The sequence below is a fragment of the Capnocytophaga genosp. AHN8471 genome (assembly GCF_016806945.1).
Taxonomy (GTDB): Bacteria; Bacteroidota; Bacteroidia; order Flavobacteriales; family Flavobacteriaceae; genus Capnocytophaga; species Capnocytophaga periodontitidis.
Window position 1 is genome coordinate 159982 of record NZ_JAESPJ010000006.1, and the last position, 17074, is coordinate 177055.

General features: G+C 37.6%; 16 protein-coding genes. 12 read left to right on the forward strand and 4 right to left on the reverse strand.

All coding sequences use genetic code 11. The annotated features are described in order from the left end of the window. Positions 1-118 precede the first annotated feature (118 nt). From JMN12_RS02445 to JMN12_RS02460, 4 genes are read left to right on the forward strand one after another with little or no spacing between them, the layout of a single operon-like run. Positions 119-3397, forward strand: coding sequence for a DUF2723 domain-containing protein (locus JMN12_RS02445; RefSeq protein ID WP_203136769.1), 3279 nt, complete (start codon positions 119-121; stop codon positions 3395-3397). 15 nt (positions 3398-3412) lie between these two features. Beyond that, positions 3413-4042 (forward strand): hypothetical protein, encoded by a 630-nt coding sequence (locus JMN12_RS02450; protein ID WP_009750706.1) that lies wholly within the window; start codon positions 3413-3415, stop codon positions 4040-4042. Between the two features lie 18 nt (positions 4043-4060). After that, positions 4061-4828 carry a glycosyltransferase family 2 protein gene (locus JMN12_RS02455; protein ID WP_203136771.1) on the forward strand — a complete coding sequence of 256 codons (768 nt, stop codon included), beginning with the start codon at positions 4061-4063 and terminating at the stop codon, positions 4826-4828. After that, positions 4785-5777 carry a hypothetical protein gene (locus JMN12_RS02460; RefSeq protein WP_238423791.1) on the forward strand — a complete coding sequence of 331 codons (993 nt, stop codon included), beginning with the start codon at positions 4785-4787 and terminating at the stop codon, positions 5775-5777. Before JMN12_RS02455 ends, JMN12_RS02460 begins: the two co-directional genes overlap by 44 nt. Here JMN12_RS02460 and JMN12_RS02465 read toward each other — a convergent pair. The 4 genes from JMN12_RS02465 to JMN12_RS02480 are packed head-to-tail and all read right to left on the reverse strand — an operon-like array spanning position 5774 to position 10168. Further along, the gene (locus tag JMN12_RS02465) at positions 5774-7126 is read right to left on the reverse strand and encodes a hypothetical protein (RefSeq protein ID WP_203136773.1); all 1353 of its coding nucleotides are present in this window, start codon (positions 7124-7126) and stop codon (positions 5774-5776) included. The two genes, JMN12_RS02460 and JMN12_RS02465, sit on opposite strands and share 4 nt — an antisense overlap. Then, positions 7126-8289, reverse strand: a complete 1164-nt coding sequence (locus tag JMN12_RS02470; RefSeq protein ID WP_203136775.1) for a glycosyltransferase family 4 protein — start codon at positions 8287-8289, stop codon at positions 7126-7128. The genes JMN12_RS02465 and JMN12_RS02470 overlap by 1 nt, the downstream gene beginning before the upstream one ends. Continuing rightward, positions 8246-9220, reverse strand: a complete 975-nt coding sequence (locus JMN12_RS02475; RefSeq protein ID WP_203136777.1) for a beta-1,6-N-acetylglucosaminyltransferase — start codon at positions 9218-9220, stop codon at positions 8246-8248. Before JMN12_RS02475 ends, JMN12_RS02470 begins: the two co-directional genes overlap by 44 nt. Before the next feature lie 15 nt (positions 9221-9235). After that, complete coding sequence (locus JMN12_RS02480) at positions 9236-10168, reverse strand: beta-1,6-N-acetylglucosaminyltransferase (protein WP_009412284.1); 933 nt, start codon at positions 10166-10168, stop codon at positions 9236-9238. Positions 10169-10291: 123 nt separating this feature from the next. Between JMN12_RS02480 and JMN12_RS02485 the strand changes: the two genes are divergently transcribed. The 8 genes from JMN12_RS02485 to JMN12_RS02520 all read left to right on the forward strand — a co-directional run bounded on the left by JMN12_RS02485 (position 10292) and on the right by JMN12_RS02520 (position 17073). Continuing rightward, entirely contained in the window at positions 10292-11839 is a 1548-nt protein-coding gene (locus JMN12_RS02485) for a phosphoethanolamine transferase (protein WP_203136779.1), read from the forward strand. A 72-nt stretch (positions 11840-11911) separates the two neighbouring features. Beyond that, positions 11912-12715, forward strand: a complete 804-nt coding sequence (locus JMN12_RS02490; RefSeq protein WP_203136780.1) for an SDR family oxidoreductase — start codon at positions 11912-11914, stop codon at positions 12713-12715. Positions 12716-12849: 134 nt separating this feature from the next. Further along, positions 12850-13503, forward strand: a complete 654-nt coding sequence (gene fsa, locus JMN12_RS02495) for a fructose-6-phosphate aldolase (protein ID WP_002682363.1) — start codon at positions 12850-12852, stop codon at positions 13501-13503. A gap of 15 nt (positions 13504-13518) precedes the next feature. After that, positions 13519-14259, forward strand: coding sequence for a hypothetical protein (locus tag JMN12_RS02500; RefSeq protein ID WP_203136781.1), 741 nt, complete (start codon positions 13519-13521; stop codon positions 14257-14259). Positions 14260-14461: 202 nt separating this feature from the next. Next, positions 14462-15100, forward strand: a complete 639-nt coding sequence (locus tag JMN12_RS02505; protein WP_203136786.1) for a Type 1 glutamine amidotransferase-like domain-containing protein — start codon at positions 14462-14464, stop codon at positions 15098-15100. Positions 15101-15109: 9 nt separating this feature from the next. After that, positions 15110-15748, forward strand: coding sequence for a Type 1 glutamine amidotransferase-like domain-containing protein (locus JMN12_RS02510; RefSeq protein WP_203136795.1), 639 nt, complete (start codon positions 15110-15112; stop codon positions 15746-15748). A gap of 137 nt (positions 15749-15885) precedes the next feature. Further along, complete coding sequence (locus JMN12_RS02515; protein WP_203136797.1) at positions 15886-16515, forward strand: RBBP9/YdeN family alpha/beta hydrolase; 630 nt, start codon at positions 15886-15888, stop codon at positions 16513-16515. Positions 16516-16524: 9 nt separating this feature from the next. Then, positions 16525-17073, forward strand: coding sequence for a hypothetical protein (locus JMN12_RS02520; protein WP_203136799.1), 549 nt, complete (start codon positions 16525-16527; stop codon positions 17071-17073). Position 17074 lies beyond the last annotated feature (1 nt).

Genomic DNA, 17074 nt, shown 5'->3' on the forward strand with positions numbered 1-17074 from the left:
GATTGGTATTGTAAAAATATGGAATGGGTAATCTCCTAATTCCTACCGCCTAACACTTGCTAATTGACAAATTATTCGTACTTTTGCCCTCAATAATAAAAAATCTAATTTTATTACAATGACGGATAAAGACTTTTCAAGATACAACCTTATCGCTGGTTGGCTGGTGTTTGCTATTGCTTTAGTTACCTATAGCCTTACCGTAGAACCTACAGTAAGTTTTTGGGATTGTGGTGAGTATATCGCTACATCGGCAAGATTAGAAGTAGGCCACCCTCCTGGAGCTCCTTTCTTCCAAATGATGGGCGCTTTCATCGCTGCTTTCGCTCCTAATAGCGACAAAATAGCTCTAATGGTGAACTATATGTCGGTGCTATCGAGTGCTTTCACAGTGTTGTTTTTGTACTTTATCATCGTTAATCTCACTAAAAAAATTGCTCTGCGCGAAGCCACAACCCTTAGTCAATCTCAAACCATTGTAGTAATGGGCAGTGGCGTGGTAGGTGCTTTGGCTTATACTTTTTCCGATAGCTTCTGGTTCAACGCTGTAGAAACCGAAGTATACGGAATGGCAATGCTTTTTATATCGGTAATGTTTTGGTTGGGCATCAAGTGGACGGATAGTCTGCATGAACCTCGTGGTGACCGCTGGTTATTGCTTATCTCGTTACTGGTAGGACTTTCCTTTGGGGTGCACTTTATGGCACTTCTCACCATTCCTGCTATCGGAATGTTGTATTTCTTCAACAGCAACTACAAGAAAACCGCAGTGAATTTCATCCTCGCCAATGTAATTTCTATCGCTATACTATTGCTTATCTTCAAACTGATATTGCCCTACACATTGGCGTATTTCGGTTATTTAGAAGTCTTTTTCGTCAATAGCTTTGGAATGCCGTTCAACTCAGGAACTATTATCGCGGGGCTCTCAGTCATTGCTTTCTTCTACTTCTCTTTAAACTACGCTTACAAGAAAAACAAAGTGCGCTTACAAACAAGCATCTTGTGTTTGCTATTTATATTTATAGGCTTTTCATCTTGGTTGATGATTCCTATTCGCGCAAATGCCAATACAGTAATCAACGAGAATAGTCCTACCGATGCGCGCTTGCTCTTGGCGTACTACAACCTCGAACAATATCCCGAAACGCATCTTTTCTACGGACCTATGTACACCGATAAGTACGCAGGTATCGACCCCGAACATCCTTATGAAGATGCTAAACCTAAATACGAACGCGACTATAAATTAGGCAAGTACGTGATTGTAAACAACTACAAGAACGCTCAAACTGCCTCTAATAGAGCGCAAATGGGCTTCTTGCCTCGTATGTGGAGCGCCCAACACGCAGCTAACTATATGAAGCTCACCGGCAATCCGCCTTTCAAAATTACTGAAGAGGCTTATGCCGACCCTCAAGCCTACCAGCTCTTGCAAAGTATCCAACAGCAAATGGCGGTACGCGCAATGCCTCCAGAGCGTTACGACCAGTTCCTAATGCAATTCCGCGATGAAGTAGAAGTGCAAAAACCTACTTTTTGGCAGAATATGAACTACCTCTTTAGCTATCAGTTTGGCTATATGTATTTCCGCTATTTGGCGTGGAACTTCATTGGTAGACAAGACGATGTGCAAGGAAAATTAGAAAACGACCACGGCAATTGGCTTTCAGGAATTTCAGCTATCGATAATGCACATCTCGGCTCTCAAAAAAACCTCCCTTCCGATGTGTTAAACAACAAAGCTCGCAATACTTATTACTTCCTGCCTTTCCTTTTAGGAATTTTAGGGTTGCTGTTTATGGCTATTAAAAGTGAACGCCAGACGTGGGTGATTATGGTGCTTTTCCTCTTCACTGGTTTAGCACTGAAAATCTATCTGAACGAGCGTCCGTTTGAGCCTCGCGAGCGCGATTACGCCTTGGTAGGTTCGTTCTATGCCTTTGCAATATGGATAGGTATGGGCGTGTATGCTCTTTTCGATTGGCTGAAAAAATACATCACGCCCAATATATTAGCTCCTGCAACCGTTGTCCTTTCCCTAATATCTGTGCCTGTGCTAATGGCTTACGAAAACTGGGATGACCACGACCGCTCTCAAAAATATTCGGCTGAATTTATTGGGAATGCTTACTTAGAATCGGTGGCAAAAGATAAAGATGCGATGATTTTCACCATTGGCGATAACGACACCTTCCTTTTGTGGTATGCTCAAGAAATCGAACATTATCGCACCGATGTACGCGTTATCAACACAAGTTTGTTGCAAACCGATTGGTATATCGACCAAATGAAGCGTCAGGCGTACAACAGTAGCCCCATCCCTGCACAAATAGAGCATAAAAACTACGCTTACGGCGTACGCGAGGGCATTTACTTCCGCAAACGCACCGAAAACCGTTGGAATATCAAAGATTTTGTGAATTGGATTACCAGCGACGACCCTAATACGCAAGAAACACGCGGTGAAGGTGAGTACAAGCAAACTTTCTACTACTATCCTACTAACAAAATACGCATACCTGTAAACAAAGAAAACGTACTGAAAAGCGGTATCGTAAAACCTGAAGATGCCGATAAAATAGTAGATTATATCGATATTACCCTGCCTAATGCTATCGACAAGGCGCGCATTGTGATGTTAGACATCTTAGCAAACAACGATTGGAAACGCCCTATTTACTTCACCGGAGGTAGTATGGACGCCACCGAGTACATCTGGATGAAAGACTATTTGCAACTCGATGGATTAGTGTACAAACTCGTGCCTATCAAAACCGAAATCGATAAAAATCACCCTTACGATATGGGGCGCATCGATACCGATTTGATGTGCAACATCGTGAAAAAATGGACGTGGGGCAATATGGGCAAACCTAATATCTATTTAGACCCCGAAACGCGCAAGAACAGCATCATTTTCCGCGGCAATATCGCTCGCCTTACCGAGAAGCTCATCGCCGAAGGCAAAAACGCCCAAGCCAAAGAAATGCTGGATATCGCTATGAAAAATATGCCAGTAGAGGCGTATGGCTACTATTTCACCCTCGACCCCTTTGTACAAGGCTATTTCAAAGTAGGACAACGCGAAACTGCCCGCAAACTCGCACAACAGATTTTCGCTAAATACCAAGAAGAACTGAACTACTATACCCACTTAGATGCCGAGGAACTCAACCTCAGCGTTGCCCGCATACAATACGCAATCGACCGCTATGGCGACCTCTTACAACTCATTGCTCCTTTGGACACCGAGTTCTTCCAAAAAGAATGGGCAGTATTCAAAGCCAAAGCAAGTCCGTTTATGAGCTCTAAAGAATTAGAAGAATATTTTAAAGAGCCAACAGAAGAAGAAAAAGCCGCAGCTGATAGTACGGTAGTTGAAGAAGAAGAATAGAAAAAACTGATAACAATGCGCTATTTCAGTTACATCATCACATTTTTCGCTCACCCTATATGGTTTCCTATCTATGGGGCGATGTTGGTGTTGTTTCAAATACCCTTTTCACCCACTATAGAAATCGTAAAATACACTTGGTTGTTGCTACTGCTCATCACTGTAGCCCTACCCACCCTTGTATACCTGATGCTTTTTGTGCTAAATTGGCTCGACGATCCTTTTGAGGTGCCCCTTGAAAAACAGAAGTGGTTGCGTTATGGCTATATAGCAATGCTGTTACTCACTGCCTTCAAGGTAACCCCTATGGATCATTATCCCATTTTGTATTTCTATATAATGAATTTGCTCATCAGCACCTTTGTCATCCTGCTGATGCACTATTTAAAATTTGTAGGCAATATGTTTGTAATGGGGGTAGGAGCGCTCACCGTTTTCAGCATATTGCTGGGAGTTATCTTTGAAATAGATATGACCTATATTGTCGCACTATTCATCTTTCTCAGTGGAGCCATCCTTTCAGCACAAGCCTATCTCTCAGGGCAACCTCTCTGGAAACTCATCATCAGCTGGCTCATAGGCGCCCTTCCTCAACTTTCACTTATAATATTGTTTAAAAACTTATTATTTGGAATGCAAGGGTAATTAATAAATAGATTTTATATGAAGATTTCTGTAGTTATCAACACTTATAATGCCGAAAAGCATTTAGCAACCGTACTTGAAACAGCCAAGCATTTTGATGAGGTTGTAGTGTGTGATATGCATAGCACTGATAGTACTATAGCAATAGCCAAACAATACGGCTGTAAGATAGTGTATTGTGAGCGTTATCCTTATGTAGAGCCCGCACGTAACTTTGCTATTGCACAAGCCCAAAACGAGTGGATATTAGTCATTGATGCTGATGAAACAGTTCCCAAAAAACTGAGAGAAACACTTTACAAACTCACTGAAGACCCCGATTTAGGAGGCGTTTATATCGCATTTAAAAACTATTTTATCAATAAATATATGCGCTCCGCCTTCCCCGATTTCAAACTGCGATTTTTTAGAAAAGAAGGAGCCTATTGGCCAGAAGAAATACACTCAACAGTAAAAGTAAAAGGAAAGATAATCAAATTGCCCAAAAGCCGTAAGGATTTAGCTTCAGAACATTTAGCAAACGATTCGGTAGCAACCATTTTAAGTAAGAACAACAACTATAGTAGCCAAGTAGCCGAGCGGCGCAAAGGCAAAAAAATAGGATGGATAAAACTACTGTTTTCACCTCTATTTTGGTTTATAAAATACTATTTTATTAAAAAAGGCTGTTTAGACGGTAAACGCGGCTTTATTTTTGCAGTACTCAAAGCACAATATAAATTCTCTTGTTTAGCAAAAATCTATGAATTTCAGCAACAAAAAAATCATCTTGGTAATGCCTCCTGATTTTGGGGTTTACAAAATGCTCGAAGACCATTTGAAAAAAATGAGCTTTAGTCAAGTTTCTGTGCTTGCTCCTACTTTCCGATACAAATTTAAAGACCGACTCTTAAACTTTATGCAAAAGAGCCTTTTTAAAAATCGAGCCTATAAAAAACAACTCATTGATATCTACTACAACATCGAAGTATCTAATACTCTTAGCTCTTTTGCTGAAGGTAGTGTGGATTATGCTATTGTAATACGCCCCGACAAACTAAATGCTACAACTATATCCCGCTTGCACTCTGTGGCTAACAAAGTAATAGCTTATCAATGGGATGGTCTTGCTCGCTTCCCTAAGGTTTTTAAAGTAATTCCTCTTTTCAAACGTTTCTTTGTATTTGACCCCGAAGACTACAATCGTTATAAGTATCAGTACCCTAATTTATTGCTTTGTACAAATTTCTATTTTGATACCTCCGAAGAAAAAACTCTTGTAAATAAAAATGAAGTAATGTATGTAGGGGTATATATACAAAACCGCATAGATTCTTTGTTGAAAATAGTAAATAAATTGAGTGAATATTCACAACTAAGTCTTAATATAAATCTGTTCAACAGAGGTAAAGACCCTCTTCATCACCCTTTTATCACATTTTTCTCTAAAGGAATAAGTTACACCCAATACTTAAACTTCACTAAAAAAGCCGCTATATTATTAGATATAAAAACTATAGAACACAGCGGACTCTCGTTCAGAATATTCGAAGCTATCAAATACGAGAAAAAACTCATTACCGATAACCCCAGTGTGAAACAATATGATTTCTATCACCCTAATAACTTTTACGTGTTTGAAGACAATAATTTTGAGGGGCTTACCGAGTTTTTAGAAAATGATTATGTGTCTTTAGCTAAAAATATTAAAGAAAAGTACAGCTTTGAAAATTGGGTAGAATGTGTATTGAGTTAACCCTGCCAATACTTAAAGCGAGGAGCTAATAGTATAAAAATCATTAAGGGAACTAGTAGGTAACCACATTCAAAAGCGTGAAAAAGTACATCTGTATTCATAATGGGCAAGAATACTAATAACAAATACTGCTTGAGAATATCTTTAGAGAAAATAATAGTTATCAACCATCCTATGAAAACCCCCAGCCCTACAAGTCCAGTGTCTATTATAATTGCTGCAAAATCATTGTGCACATAACCCAAAAAACCATCCATTATATATCGTTGGTAACCAGAGCCATTACCTATCCATAAATTAGCTTCTTGAATTGCTTTAAAAACTCTACCATACATTTCATTGCGACCAGAATCAAAAAAGTAGGATGTGTGAGCAACTAAATACCATACCCCTATAATTGTTGTAAGTCCTACAAAAATAAACAGACTGTATTTCACAACTTTACTGAGATATTTCTCTATAAAAAGATACACAAAGAAAGCTACTACTATAAAACAACTAATAATAACTATTCGCGCTTGTACCATCAATGCAAAACAAAAAACTAATATGCCATAAGTTATGAGTTCTGGAGTGCTAATCAACTTCTTATCTTTTCTCCATAATAATCCTCCTAATCCTCCTATTGCTAAAATAATCCACGAAATAAAACTAAAATGCTTGAACTTAGACCAAAATAGTATTTCATAATAAGGAAAATAAGCTTTGTTTAAAGTTATAAAGTTAAAAAAGTGTTGATTCTTATCAGCACTAATAGCAAAAGAATAAAAGATTAGATTAGCTACTAACAAAAGTAAAAATCCTTTAAAACAAATAGTTATAAAACTCTCTTGCTGCTTTTTACTAACCGAGAAGCCTAATAGAACAATAGGAATAAGCAAAGAAAAGATAATGTTCTCACCTTCAAATAATGTTTTTACGCCATAATCAAAGTCTTTTGCCCAAAAAAGTCCTATGATTTTTATGAGTATAAAAAGCAAAAATAATAAGATAGAAAGGGAGGGTTTTATAAAATTACGATGAACAATTCCATATAAAGCACATAAGAAAAGTAATAAAATATCTAACCGAAAGGTGATTTTGTGCTTATATGTCCATAACAATACAATACCACTCCCTACAATGGTGATGATATTTCTGAGCCATTCTCCTCTCTCAAATAAAGAAGCGTGGTGTAAGTATATCCAGCATAATATTAGTGCTATGCTGTATAGAAAAACACTATAAAATAATGCTTTTTGAGTAGTTTCATTCCATATAGGAATGTTAATTTGTAAAAACAAAAAAGTTATTACTAGAGGAAGTCCAGAAAGTAATAAAAAATAGTTATTTTTTAATAAGTTTTTCATTAGTTATTTATAGTTTTTTGATAGTATAACAAGCTATTTTCAACTGTTTTTTCAAAATTGTATTGTGTGTGAATAGTTTGTCGAGCATTTTCAGCTATAGTTTTGTTTAGCACATCATCTTGAAAAAGTTTTACTATATATTCATAATATTCATCCTCTTTCTTCGCTATAAAACCATCTTTAGTATGCGTTATAATATCTCTAAATGAAGGAATATCAGCAGCTACTACAGCTTTACCGAGTTCCATTGCTTCACAAAGGGCAAGTCCAAAAGTTTCTCCTTGCGAAGGAAAAATAAATGTATCTGCTTCTTGTAAGATTATTTTGAGCTCTTCACCCTGTAGATGTCCGTGGTTAATTACATTTTTCTGTTCACCTAAATTGTTTTCTTTTAAATAGTTTTCATAATTTTTTCCTACAATATGCAAGGTAGCAGTAGGAAATTTTTGAAGTATTCTTTTAAAGACATTTAAAGCTATGTCAAAACCTTTTTTTGTAGTTACCGAACCAAAGAAAAACAGAGAAAAAGGGAGTGTTTCAGAAAGGTTTTGTGCAGTGGTGGTTACCCCATTGGTGATGATTGTTCCTTTATTACCAAAAGTTTCTTCGTACATTCTTTGAGAATTTTTAGAAACACAAATTAGATGAGAAGCTTTCTTTAAAGCCTCAGTTTCTATCACTTCTACTCCTAAAGAAGCCTTATAACCAAAATATTTCTTCAATATTCTATAACAGCCGTGAGCTCTTACTACATAGGGAGTTTTTAGCTCATCTAAGAATAGAGAAGCTCCCTCCCAATCGTGAGTTTCTATCACATCGGGATAAATATCCTCTTTTTGTAAAAACTTTTGAAGTTGTTGTGTAAGATTTTTTATTTCTTTTTTTAAAAAATAGGCTTCTAACGAAGCTATCTTGAGTCGTTTTCCTAACGACCTAAAAAGCTCTTGTACAAAATGCTTTTTAAAGTAGTTTTTCTTTGTAAAATGAAGGTGTAAATTATCTTGGCGCTCATTTAAATCTACATTGTTATCACCAAAAACTATTACCTTATAACCCTTTTCTAAAAGAGCAGTTACATATTTTTTGTAAAAAGAACCTGTTCCTCCTGCTGCCGAAAGCTTAGGGTGTGCATATTCTCTTGTGAATATTAGTATGGTTTTCATTATCTAATTTATTTAGTATTTCAACATCTACCTTGGTATCAAACTTTCGTGCAAAAAACTTTTCTTTTTGAGAGGTAAGTTCCTCAAAATCATCTTCCTTAAAAAGCACAGGTAATTCAACTCCTTCTCTTTCCCAATTTACATAAGTAATTGAGGGTTTTATTTTTATATCTTTATAGGTTGTTTGTAAGTTTACAAGAACAGACTGAAAATAAATCTCATCGGGGCAAGAGGTATATTGAAAATAATCATCTAATATCTGTCGGTTTTCTTGAATATAAGTTAGTAAAGTATAAAAAGTTTTTTCACAGAAAGCCCACCATTGGCTACCTGCATATTGTTGGATAAAAGGAGCTTTTCTTTCTTGAGCTCTATAAATAATCTTAAAGTTTTTCTTTGAAATTCTCCTTTTGAGTAAATGCCATAGAATAGTAATCTTTTGTCCAATTGAACTGCGGAAAAATGGAGGATAACAATCACTATTGCCTCTCTTTTCTGAGTGCAATATTTGGTAATGTTTTAATTTATCTCTTACCCTTTTCATACTCCAATTCCCCCAAACTTCCAAAGGTAAAAAACTCATAAAATCATACTCCTTATTTTTTTGCAAAAAAGCATCTAATTCTGTGATAGGTTTTATAGGATAATCTTGCCCACTCATCAAGATAAAAAAACCTTTACTATGTGCTTTTGCAGCAGCTTCCATTAAATAAATAGTAGCAATAACTATAGAAAAACCTCCCCATACACAACGCTCTCTTTCAGGTATAAATACAATATGTTCGCCTTGTAATTGTGATGTAAAAGGTTCTATAGGAGTTTTAGCATCTAAGTGAATAAAAAACTTAGAATTACCATCGTCTAAAGCCTTTATCATTCGGCAAAGTTGTTCAGGATTTCTATGGGCAAGTATCAGGTAATTTTTCTGCATAAACAAAGGTAAAAGTTATTTGTTGATTTCTAGTTTATCTAATCTATCTAAAATAATAGCATCTATCTCCATATCAAACTTCCGTGCAAAAAACTGCTCTTTAGCAGAGGTGAGCTTCTCAAAATCCTCTGTTAGGAAAATATTGTTTTTCCTAAAGTAATTTACATAAGTAAGCTGGTTTTTAAGAATAATCTTTCTACCCTCTTCCTTCAAATTCAACAATATTGAATGAAAATACACTTCGTCTGGAGAAGAGGTGTATTGGTAATACAATTCCAATTCTTTGCGATGTTTCTGTATATAAGAGAGTACATCGTAGAAAGTATTTTCAGAAAATGCCCAAAACTGACTACCTGCGTACTGTTGAGCAAAAGGGGCTTCTCGTTGAGGGAGCTGGCATAATTTTTTAAAGTTTTGTAAGGAAAGCCTACCTTTGAGCAAATGCCATAGTGTCCTGCCTTTTTGAAATAAAGAACTACACGAGAAAGGAGCATAACAATTGCTATCGCCTCTTGTTTCGGAGTGAAGAATATGATAGTGAGCTAACTTATCCTTTACCATTTTGGGCTTCCACTTCTGCTCTAAGGGAAGATAATCTATAAAATCACAATGAGCGTTTTCTTCTAGAAAAGCATCTAACTGAGCAATAGGTTTAATGGGGTAATCCTGCCCACTCATCAAAATAAAAAAACCTTTGCTCTGCGCTTTGGCAGCAGCTTCCATCAAGTGAATAGTAGCAAGCACAATCGAAAAATCCCCCCATATACAACGCACTCTTTCAGGTATAAATATAATATGTTCATCTTGTAACTGTGCTGTAAAAGGCTCTATAGGAGTTTTAGCATCTAAGTGAATAAAAAACTTAGAGTTACCATTATCTAAAGCCTTTATCATTCGAGTGAGTTGCTGTGGATTTTTATGGGCAAGTATCAAGTAATTTTTCTGCATATAGCAAATGTAGATTTCTTAAGAACGCGCAAATATACAAAATAATCCTATATCCCGAAGTGTAAATCCCAAATTATTATTACCTTTGCCATCGTTATGTCAATGGCTAAATGCTAATTTTTAATGAAAAAATACCTTTTTGAACTCCTCCTACTCCTTTTCTCTGTTGCCATTCCTTTTGCCTTGGATATGAACTTGGCGGTCTATGGTATGTTGGCTACTTTCTTGCTGTTCTTGGCTCTCAGACGACTGAACTATTGGCTATTTGCCCTCGTTTTTGGTTTTGTACTCATCACCTGCGTACTCTTCTTGCCTCAAATTATATGGTTTGGACACCCTCCTGCCACAATGATTGGTGCTTTCTTTGAAACCGATTTTCAAGAGTCTAAAGAGTTTATGCAGCAATTGCCTTTCTATGCTTATGGTGTATCGGTGCTTACTTTAGTATTTGGCGGATATATTCTTTATATAGGCAAAAAGAAAACCTATCCTCGCAGCCGCAATCAAAAGTTTATTATTTTGGGAATGGCTGTAGTAGGCGTGCTTCTTACCCTCTACCGCCCTTGGGCAAAAATAAAAGAAGAAGGTAGTTTCCAATGGCAAAACACGCGTACAGCGCCTATAGCTTTCTACGCTTCTATATACCACAACGTGCAATACTACAAGCAGTTGCGCGCTGATCTCAACCAGAGTATCGAGGGCACTCCCTCGTGGCAAGTAGTGAGCGTTAACCCCAAGTACGCTAACTATGTGCTGGTAATAGGCGAGAGTGTACGCAAGGACTATATGTCGGCTTATGGATTCCCTGTAGAAAACTCCTCTTTTTTAAAATCTGCTAAGGGCACCCTTATTGATGGTTATACGGCTACTGCTCCTAATACCACCACGGCACTCTTGCGAATGTTCTTAAAGCAAAAGGACGGTGATTTCGCTTATGCCGATAATCTCATCTCTTTGGCAAAAGCTGCTGGTTTTGGCACCTATTGGATTTCTAATCAAGGGTCAGTAGGCGAGTGGGATACGCCTATTGCCAAAATAGCCTCTTTGTGCGACCACAAGGTTTTCACCAAAAAAGGCGACTATTCATCTATGAATATCTACGACACTGCTTTGCTGCCTGTACTACAACGCTTTTTAGCCGAAAAAAGCACACGTCCACGCCTATTTGTAGTGCACATTATGGGTTCACACACGTATTTCCCCGAACGCTTAGAGCACACTATCCACTACGATTACTACAACCGCAACTTCTCTGCCTACCTGCAAACCATTGAACAGACCGATGCGTTCTTACAAAGTGTTTACAAACTCTTAGAAGCACAACACCTCCCCTTCTCTATGCTCTACTTCGCCGATCACGGACTAATGACTAAAGATCGCTCTTCTTCATTTTTTGCCACTCTCACTCACGGCGATACGCACCCTAACAAGGCTGTCTACCGCATTCCTTTTGCTTTGCTCAACAGCGATGACAGCGAGCATAAGGTAATAAAGGTAAACAAATCGGCATTTCATTTTCTCAAAGGCTATGCCCATTGGTTGGGGATAGAGGAACCCTCTCTTAGCGGATATGATTTCCTTTCTACTACTCCCGATACACTAAAAGTGTTCAACCAATATGAAAATGTACCTTTTGAAAGTTTAGAAGAAGATGAAGTAATTTGCAATTAACAATTTGCTAATTTGCTAATTTACTACTACCTTTGTCGCCATATTAAAACCCTAAAACCTGTTCCCTAAACAATGAACAAAACCGTTCTCATTACCGGCGCCACTTCGGGTATAGGCAAAGAAACTGCCTTGCTCCTCGCTTCCAAAGGCTTTTTGGTCTATGGTACAGCGCGCAATGTAGAAGGCAAAAACCTGCCTTTCCGCCTTTTGCCAATGGATGTGCGCAACGAAACTTCTATCAAAGAAGCGGTACAGCAAATCCTCACCGAGGTAGGTCGTATCGATATACTCATCAACAATGCAGGCGTGGGCATCACAGGAGCGGTAGAAGAACTCCCCGCCGAGCAACTACACAACGTTTTTGCTACCAATCTCTACGGCGCTATAGCAGTGATACAACAAGTGCTCCCCACTATGCGCACACAAGGTAGCGGACGCATCATCAACATAGCCTCTATTGCAGGTTATATGGGCTTGCCCTTCCGCGGAGCTTATTCCGCCAGCAAAGGTGCGCTTCTTTTGATGAGTGAAGCCTTGCGTATGGAAGTAAAGCAGTTTGGCATCGAGGTAACCACCATTTCCCCAGGTGATTACGCCACCGACATTGCCTCTCGCCGTTACCATACCCCCGTAAACGAAAACTCTCCGTATGCCGAAGTCTATGCCAAGCAACTCCAGCTGATGAATGAGCACGTTGATAGCGGTGGCGACCCCAAAGAAATGGCAGATAAAATACTGAAAGTCATCAATATCAAACATCCTAAAGTGCATTATAAACAAGGCAGTTTCTTACAGAAATTCTCCATTGTCCTCAAACGACTCTTACCGAGCAAACGGTACGAGAAAATGCTGATGAAACACTACTCATTAAATTAGCAAATTAGGTAATTAGCAAATTTATCAATTTGTAACACTCACTTTGCCAAAGTTAAATATAATTCGTTTTCTTGACCTGATAACATCACAACTTGTTAATTGTTAATTATTAATCGTTAATTATTAATTGTCTTATGAAATTTTTTATCGACACAGCGAATCTATCGCAAATTCAAGAAGCCCAAGACTTGGGCGTGTTAGACGGCGTAACCACCAATCCGTCTCTAATGGCTAAAGAAGGCATCACCGGCAAAGCCGCGATCCTCAAACATTACACCGACATCTGTACGATTGTAGAAGGCGATGTCTCTGCCGAAGTGATTGCCACTGATTTCGAAGGCATTGTGCGCGAAGGCGAAGAACTCGCTGCCCTTCACCCTCAAATCGTAGTAAAAGTACCGATGATTAAAGACGGTATCAAAGCTATTAAATACTTCACCGATAAGGGCATTCGCACCAACTGCACTCTCGTATTCTCAGCAGGTCAAGCGCTTTTGGCAGCCAAAGCAGGTGCTACTTATGTATCGCCTTTCATTGGCAGACTTGATGATATCTCTGCCGACGGACTTTCTCTCATCGAAGAAATACGCCTCATCTACGACAACTATAACTTTGAGACACAAATCCTTGCAGCCTCTGTACGCCACACAATGCACATTCTCGAATGTGCTAAAATAGGTGCTGATGTGATTACCGCACCTCTTTCGGCTATCACCGGCCTCCTCAAACATCCCCTTACCGATAGCGGCTTAGCACAGTTTTTAGCCGATGCCAAGAAATTGGGATAACAATATAAAAACATTATGCAATCAAGAGAAAACATTCAAGAATTGAACGACCATTTACAGGCGTTCCCAAAGGCAGAAGACATCTTTACGAAAGACCAACAATGGCTCAAAAAGCATTTTCTGCCCCTGATGAGTATCGATTTGGCAGAAATCAACCCCGATTGGGCGGGACAAAAAGTGTATATGTTATGCCCTTTTGAGGCGAATATAGGATATATGGGGGGAAACACTACCGAATATCACAATGAATACACTGCCCCTAACTGGGTAACGTTCAAACTCACCGATGATAACAAGTTTGAGTTCTTAGGAAACGAAGGATTTTTTGAAAGAACTAAATATCATAACTGGGATTTCGATTCTAAAGAAGAGAAAGAACTTCAAGAAATGGTGGAGTCCTATGAGCAAAGCAAGAAAAACATAATAAAATACGGTACCTTAGTAGATACTAATTATCCCGAATATCAAGGCAAACCTAATAGAGTAAATTATTTGAACAATTTAGGTGGAGATATATGGAGTGGAAATTGGCAAGGCTCTATTGATGATGGTGAGTATCCAAAGGCTTTCGATATGCAATTGGAGTATGAAAGACAACCCTCACCTGATTGGATTAAAATTTCATACCAAGGAAATCCATTTTATTTTATTGCAGATACAGCAAGTTATGATTGGTGTAAGGGGCATATAGATGGTATCATTATGCTGTATGAACCTGTGAGCCGTATCGTGCTATTCACTTTTGATTATTCGTAACATCGTTTTTGTGGTATGTGTAGGGGCAAAGTCTGCGAAGCAGAGTATGTGAGGCAATTCGCCCTATCAATCAAACAGCTCATGTCTCCCTCGTCCGACTCGTCCGACAGGTCAGCCCCGTCTGAATTATCCAATAACAGCCCCTCGCTGGCGCGAGCTTGTAGCTCGTGCCTCTACCGTCCAATAACAATAATTAACACAAATGAAAAAATTATTTTTAACCTCATCATTCAGTTCAGTAGCAAAATTATTTGAAGATTTTGCAGGTGAACCCGTAAAAGGAAAGAAACTAGCATTTATTCCAACAGCAAGTTTGGTAGAAGAAGTGCGTTTTTATGTCGATGACGATAGAAAAGCCTTTGAAAAATTAGGTCTTATCATAGAAGAATTAGAAGTTTCTACCGCTACTACCGAAGAAATAGCTACAACATTAGAGCGAAATGATTATATTTTTATCTCTGGAGGAAATACTTTCTACCTAATGCAGGAACTAAAAAAGAAAGGAGCCGACAAACTACTTATTGAACAAATTAATAATGGAAAGTTGTACATAGGTACTTCAGCAGGTTCTGTCATTGCCTCTCCTACTGTTGAATTTGTTAGTGATATGGACGAAACAAAAAAAGCCCCTGAACTCACTGATTATTCAGGATTACATTTGGTAGATTTTTACCTTTTACCTCACTATCTGAATTTCCCTTACAAGGAAGCTTCTCAAAAAGTAGTAAATGACTATTCACAGAGAATAGATTTGCGACCTATTTCCAACAATCAAGTAATTACCGTTTTAGGTGATGAAATAAAAACACTTGTTTTAGACGACGCCAAAAAATTAGGATAATTAACACAAATGAAAAAATTATTTTTAACCTCATCATTCAGTTCAGTAGCAAAATTGTTTGAAGATTTTGCAGGAGAACCAGTAAATGGAAAGAAAATCGTGTTTATTCCAACAGCAAGTTTGGTAGAAAAAGTGCGTTTTTATGTAGATGACGATAGAAAAGCCTTTGAAAAATTAGGGCTTATCATAGAAGAATTAGAAGTTTCTACCGCTACTACCGAAGAAATAACCACAGCATTAGAACGAAATGATTATATTTTTATCTCTGGAGGGAATACATTCTACCTAATGCAAGAACTAAAAAAGAAAGGAGCTGACAAGCTACTTATAGAGCAAATTAATAACGGAAAGTTGTACATAGGTACTTCGGCAGGTTCTATCATTGCTTCTCCTACTATTGAATTTGTGAGTGATATGGACGAGACCAAAAAAGCTCCTGAACTCACAGAATATTCAGGATTACATTTGGTAGATTTTTATTTTTTACCTCATTATTTGAACTTTCCTTTCAAGGAAGTTACTCAAAAAATAGTAAACGAATATTCACAGAAAGTAGATTTGCGACCTATTTCCAACAATCAAGTAATTACCGTTTTAGGTAATGAAATAAAAACGCTTGAAAAACCTAAACGAGCAACTAAGAAATAGAAAGTTTTGTTGTGTTAGTTTCTCTATATTCTCCTTTGAAATTTATTAGAGGAAGGTTTTTTAATATATTGCTTTACACTTTACTAAAATGAAAGCGTAGAAAAAAGTCAAAAATTGCTATTAAATAAATAATTTATATGAAAAATATATTATTAATATTAGTTTTAAGTGTCTTTTCTCTAAGTTATGCACAGAATAAAAATACTAAAAAAATGGAAAAACAAGTGTATATAGTACACGGATATGGCGCCACACCCGATAATCATTGGTTTAAGTGGTTAGAAGAAGAATTAAAAAAGCATAAAATTAAAGCTTATCGTATTGCAATGCCTTCTCCTGATAATCCAAACGTTGATGATTGGATAGCAACACTTAAAAAACAGGTGAATGTAACACCTCAAACAGTAATAGTAGCGCATAGCTTGGGTACGATTACTACTCTGGATTTCCTATTGGAGAGCAAAAAAGAACCTAAAGGTATCGTACTTGTATCGGGTTTTTATGAACCAGTACCCAATTTCGAGAGCTTAAACCCATTTGTAGAGAAGTTTTCAAGTTTCAAGCGGTTACCAATGGTAGGTAAAGCAGTGGTTATTTCGGCTATAGATGACGATATAGTACCCACTCAGCTAAGTGATAATCTCTCTCGCTTGCTCAATTGTGAGTTTATTCGTCTTCCACAAGGGAAACACTTTCTCGACCGAGGAGGATATATTGAATTTCCATTAGTGAGAGATAAAGTATTAGATATCTTTAAGGAGAAATAACAACAAATTATGCCCAACATTTTATTGCAACAATTAGAAAACGCACTTCCCACAGGAATGCAAATCCCCGAAGAACTCCGCCAACTCTATCAGTGGATAGAAGATAACGGCTATTATGAGGACAGAGACGATGGTGTACGTTACGGATATCTATATCCTAAAAATCCTTTTAGGAATAAGTACTTAGATGACATAAACGTAGATATCGATATTGCCTTTTATATGGAAGAAGAAAACTTTCGTAAAGAACTCTTAACCATTTCTTTTGGTAAGAATGCCGACGATGCTGCTCAGCGTTTTTTGCAAATAGCCGAAAATATATACAATGGTTCTATGGTAGCTTTGTGGTTGGACTACAGAGGAACAACCCAAATAGTCCGTTGTGTGAATACGGTTGAAGAGGCAGGCAACTGGGAAGTGGTAAAAAAGCAATTGAATTTCAATAAAGTATCTATTCGCACAAAAGGAATAGATATTTTTGTACCAATGAGCTCAGAGGATAATGGCTTAAATGATGATTTTGAAGGTTGGTATGATGCGATGATGTATGAATCGTAAA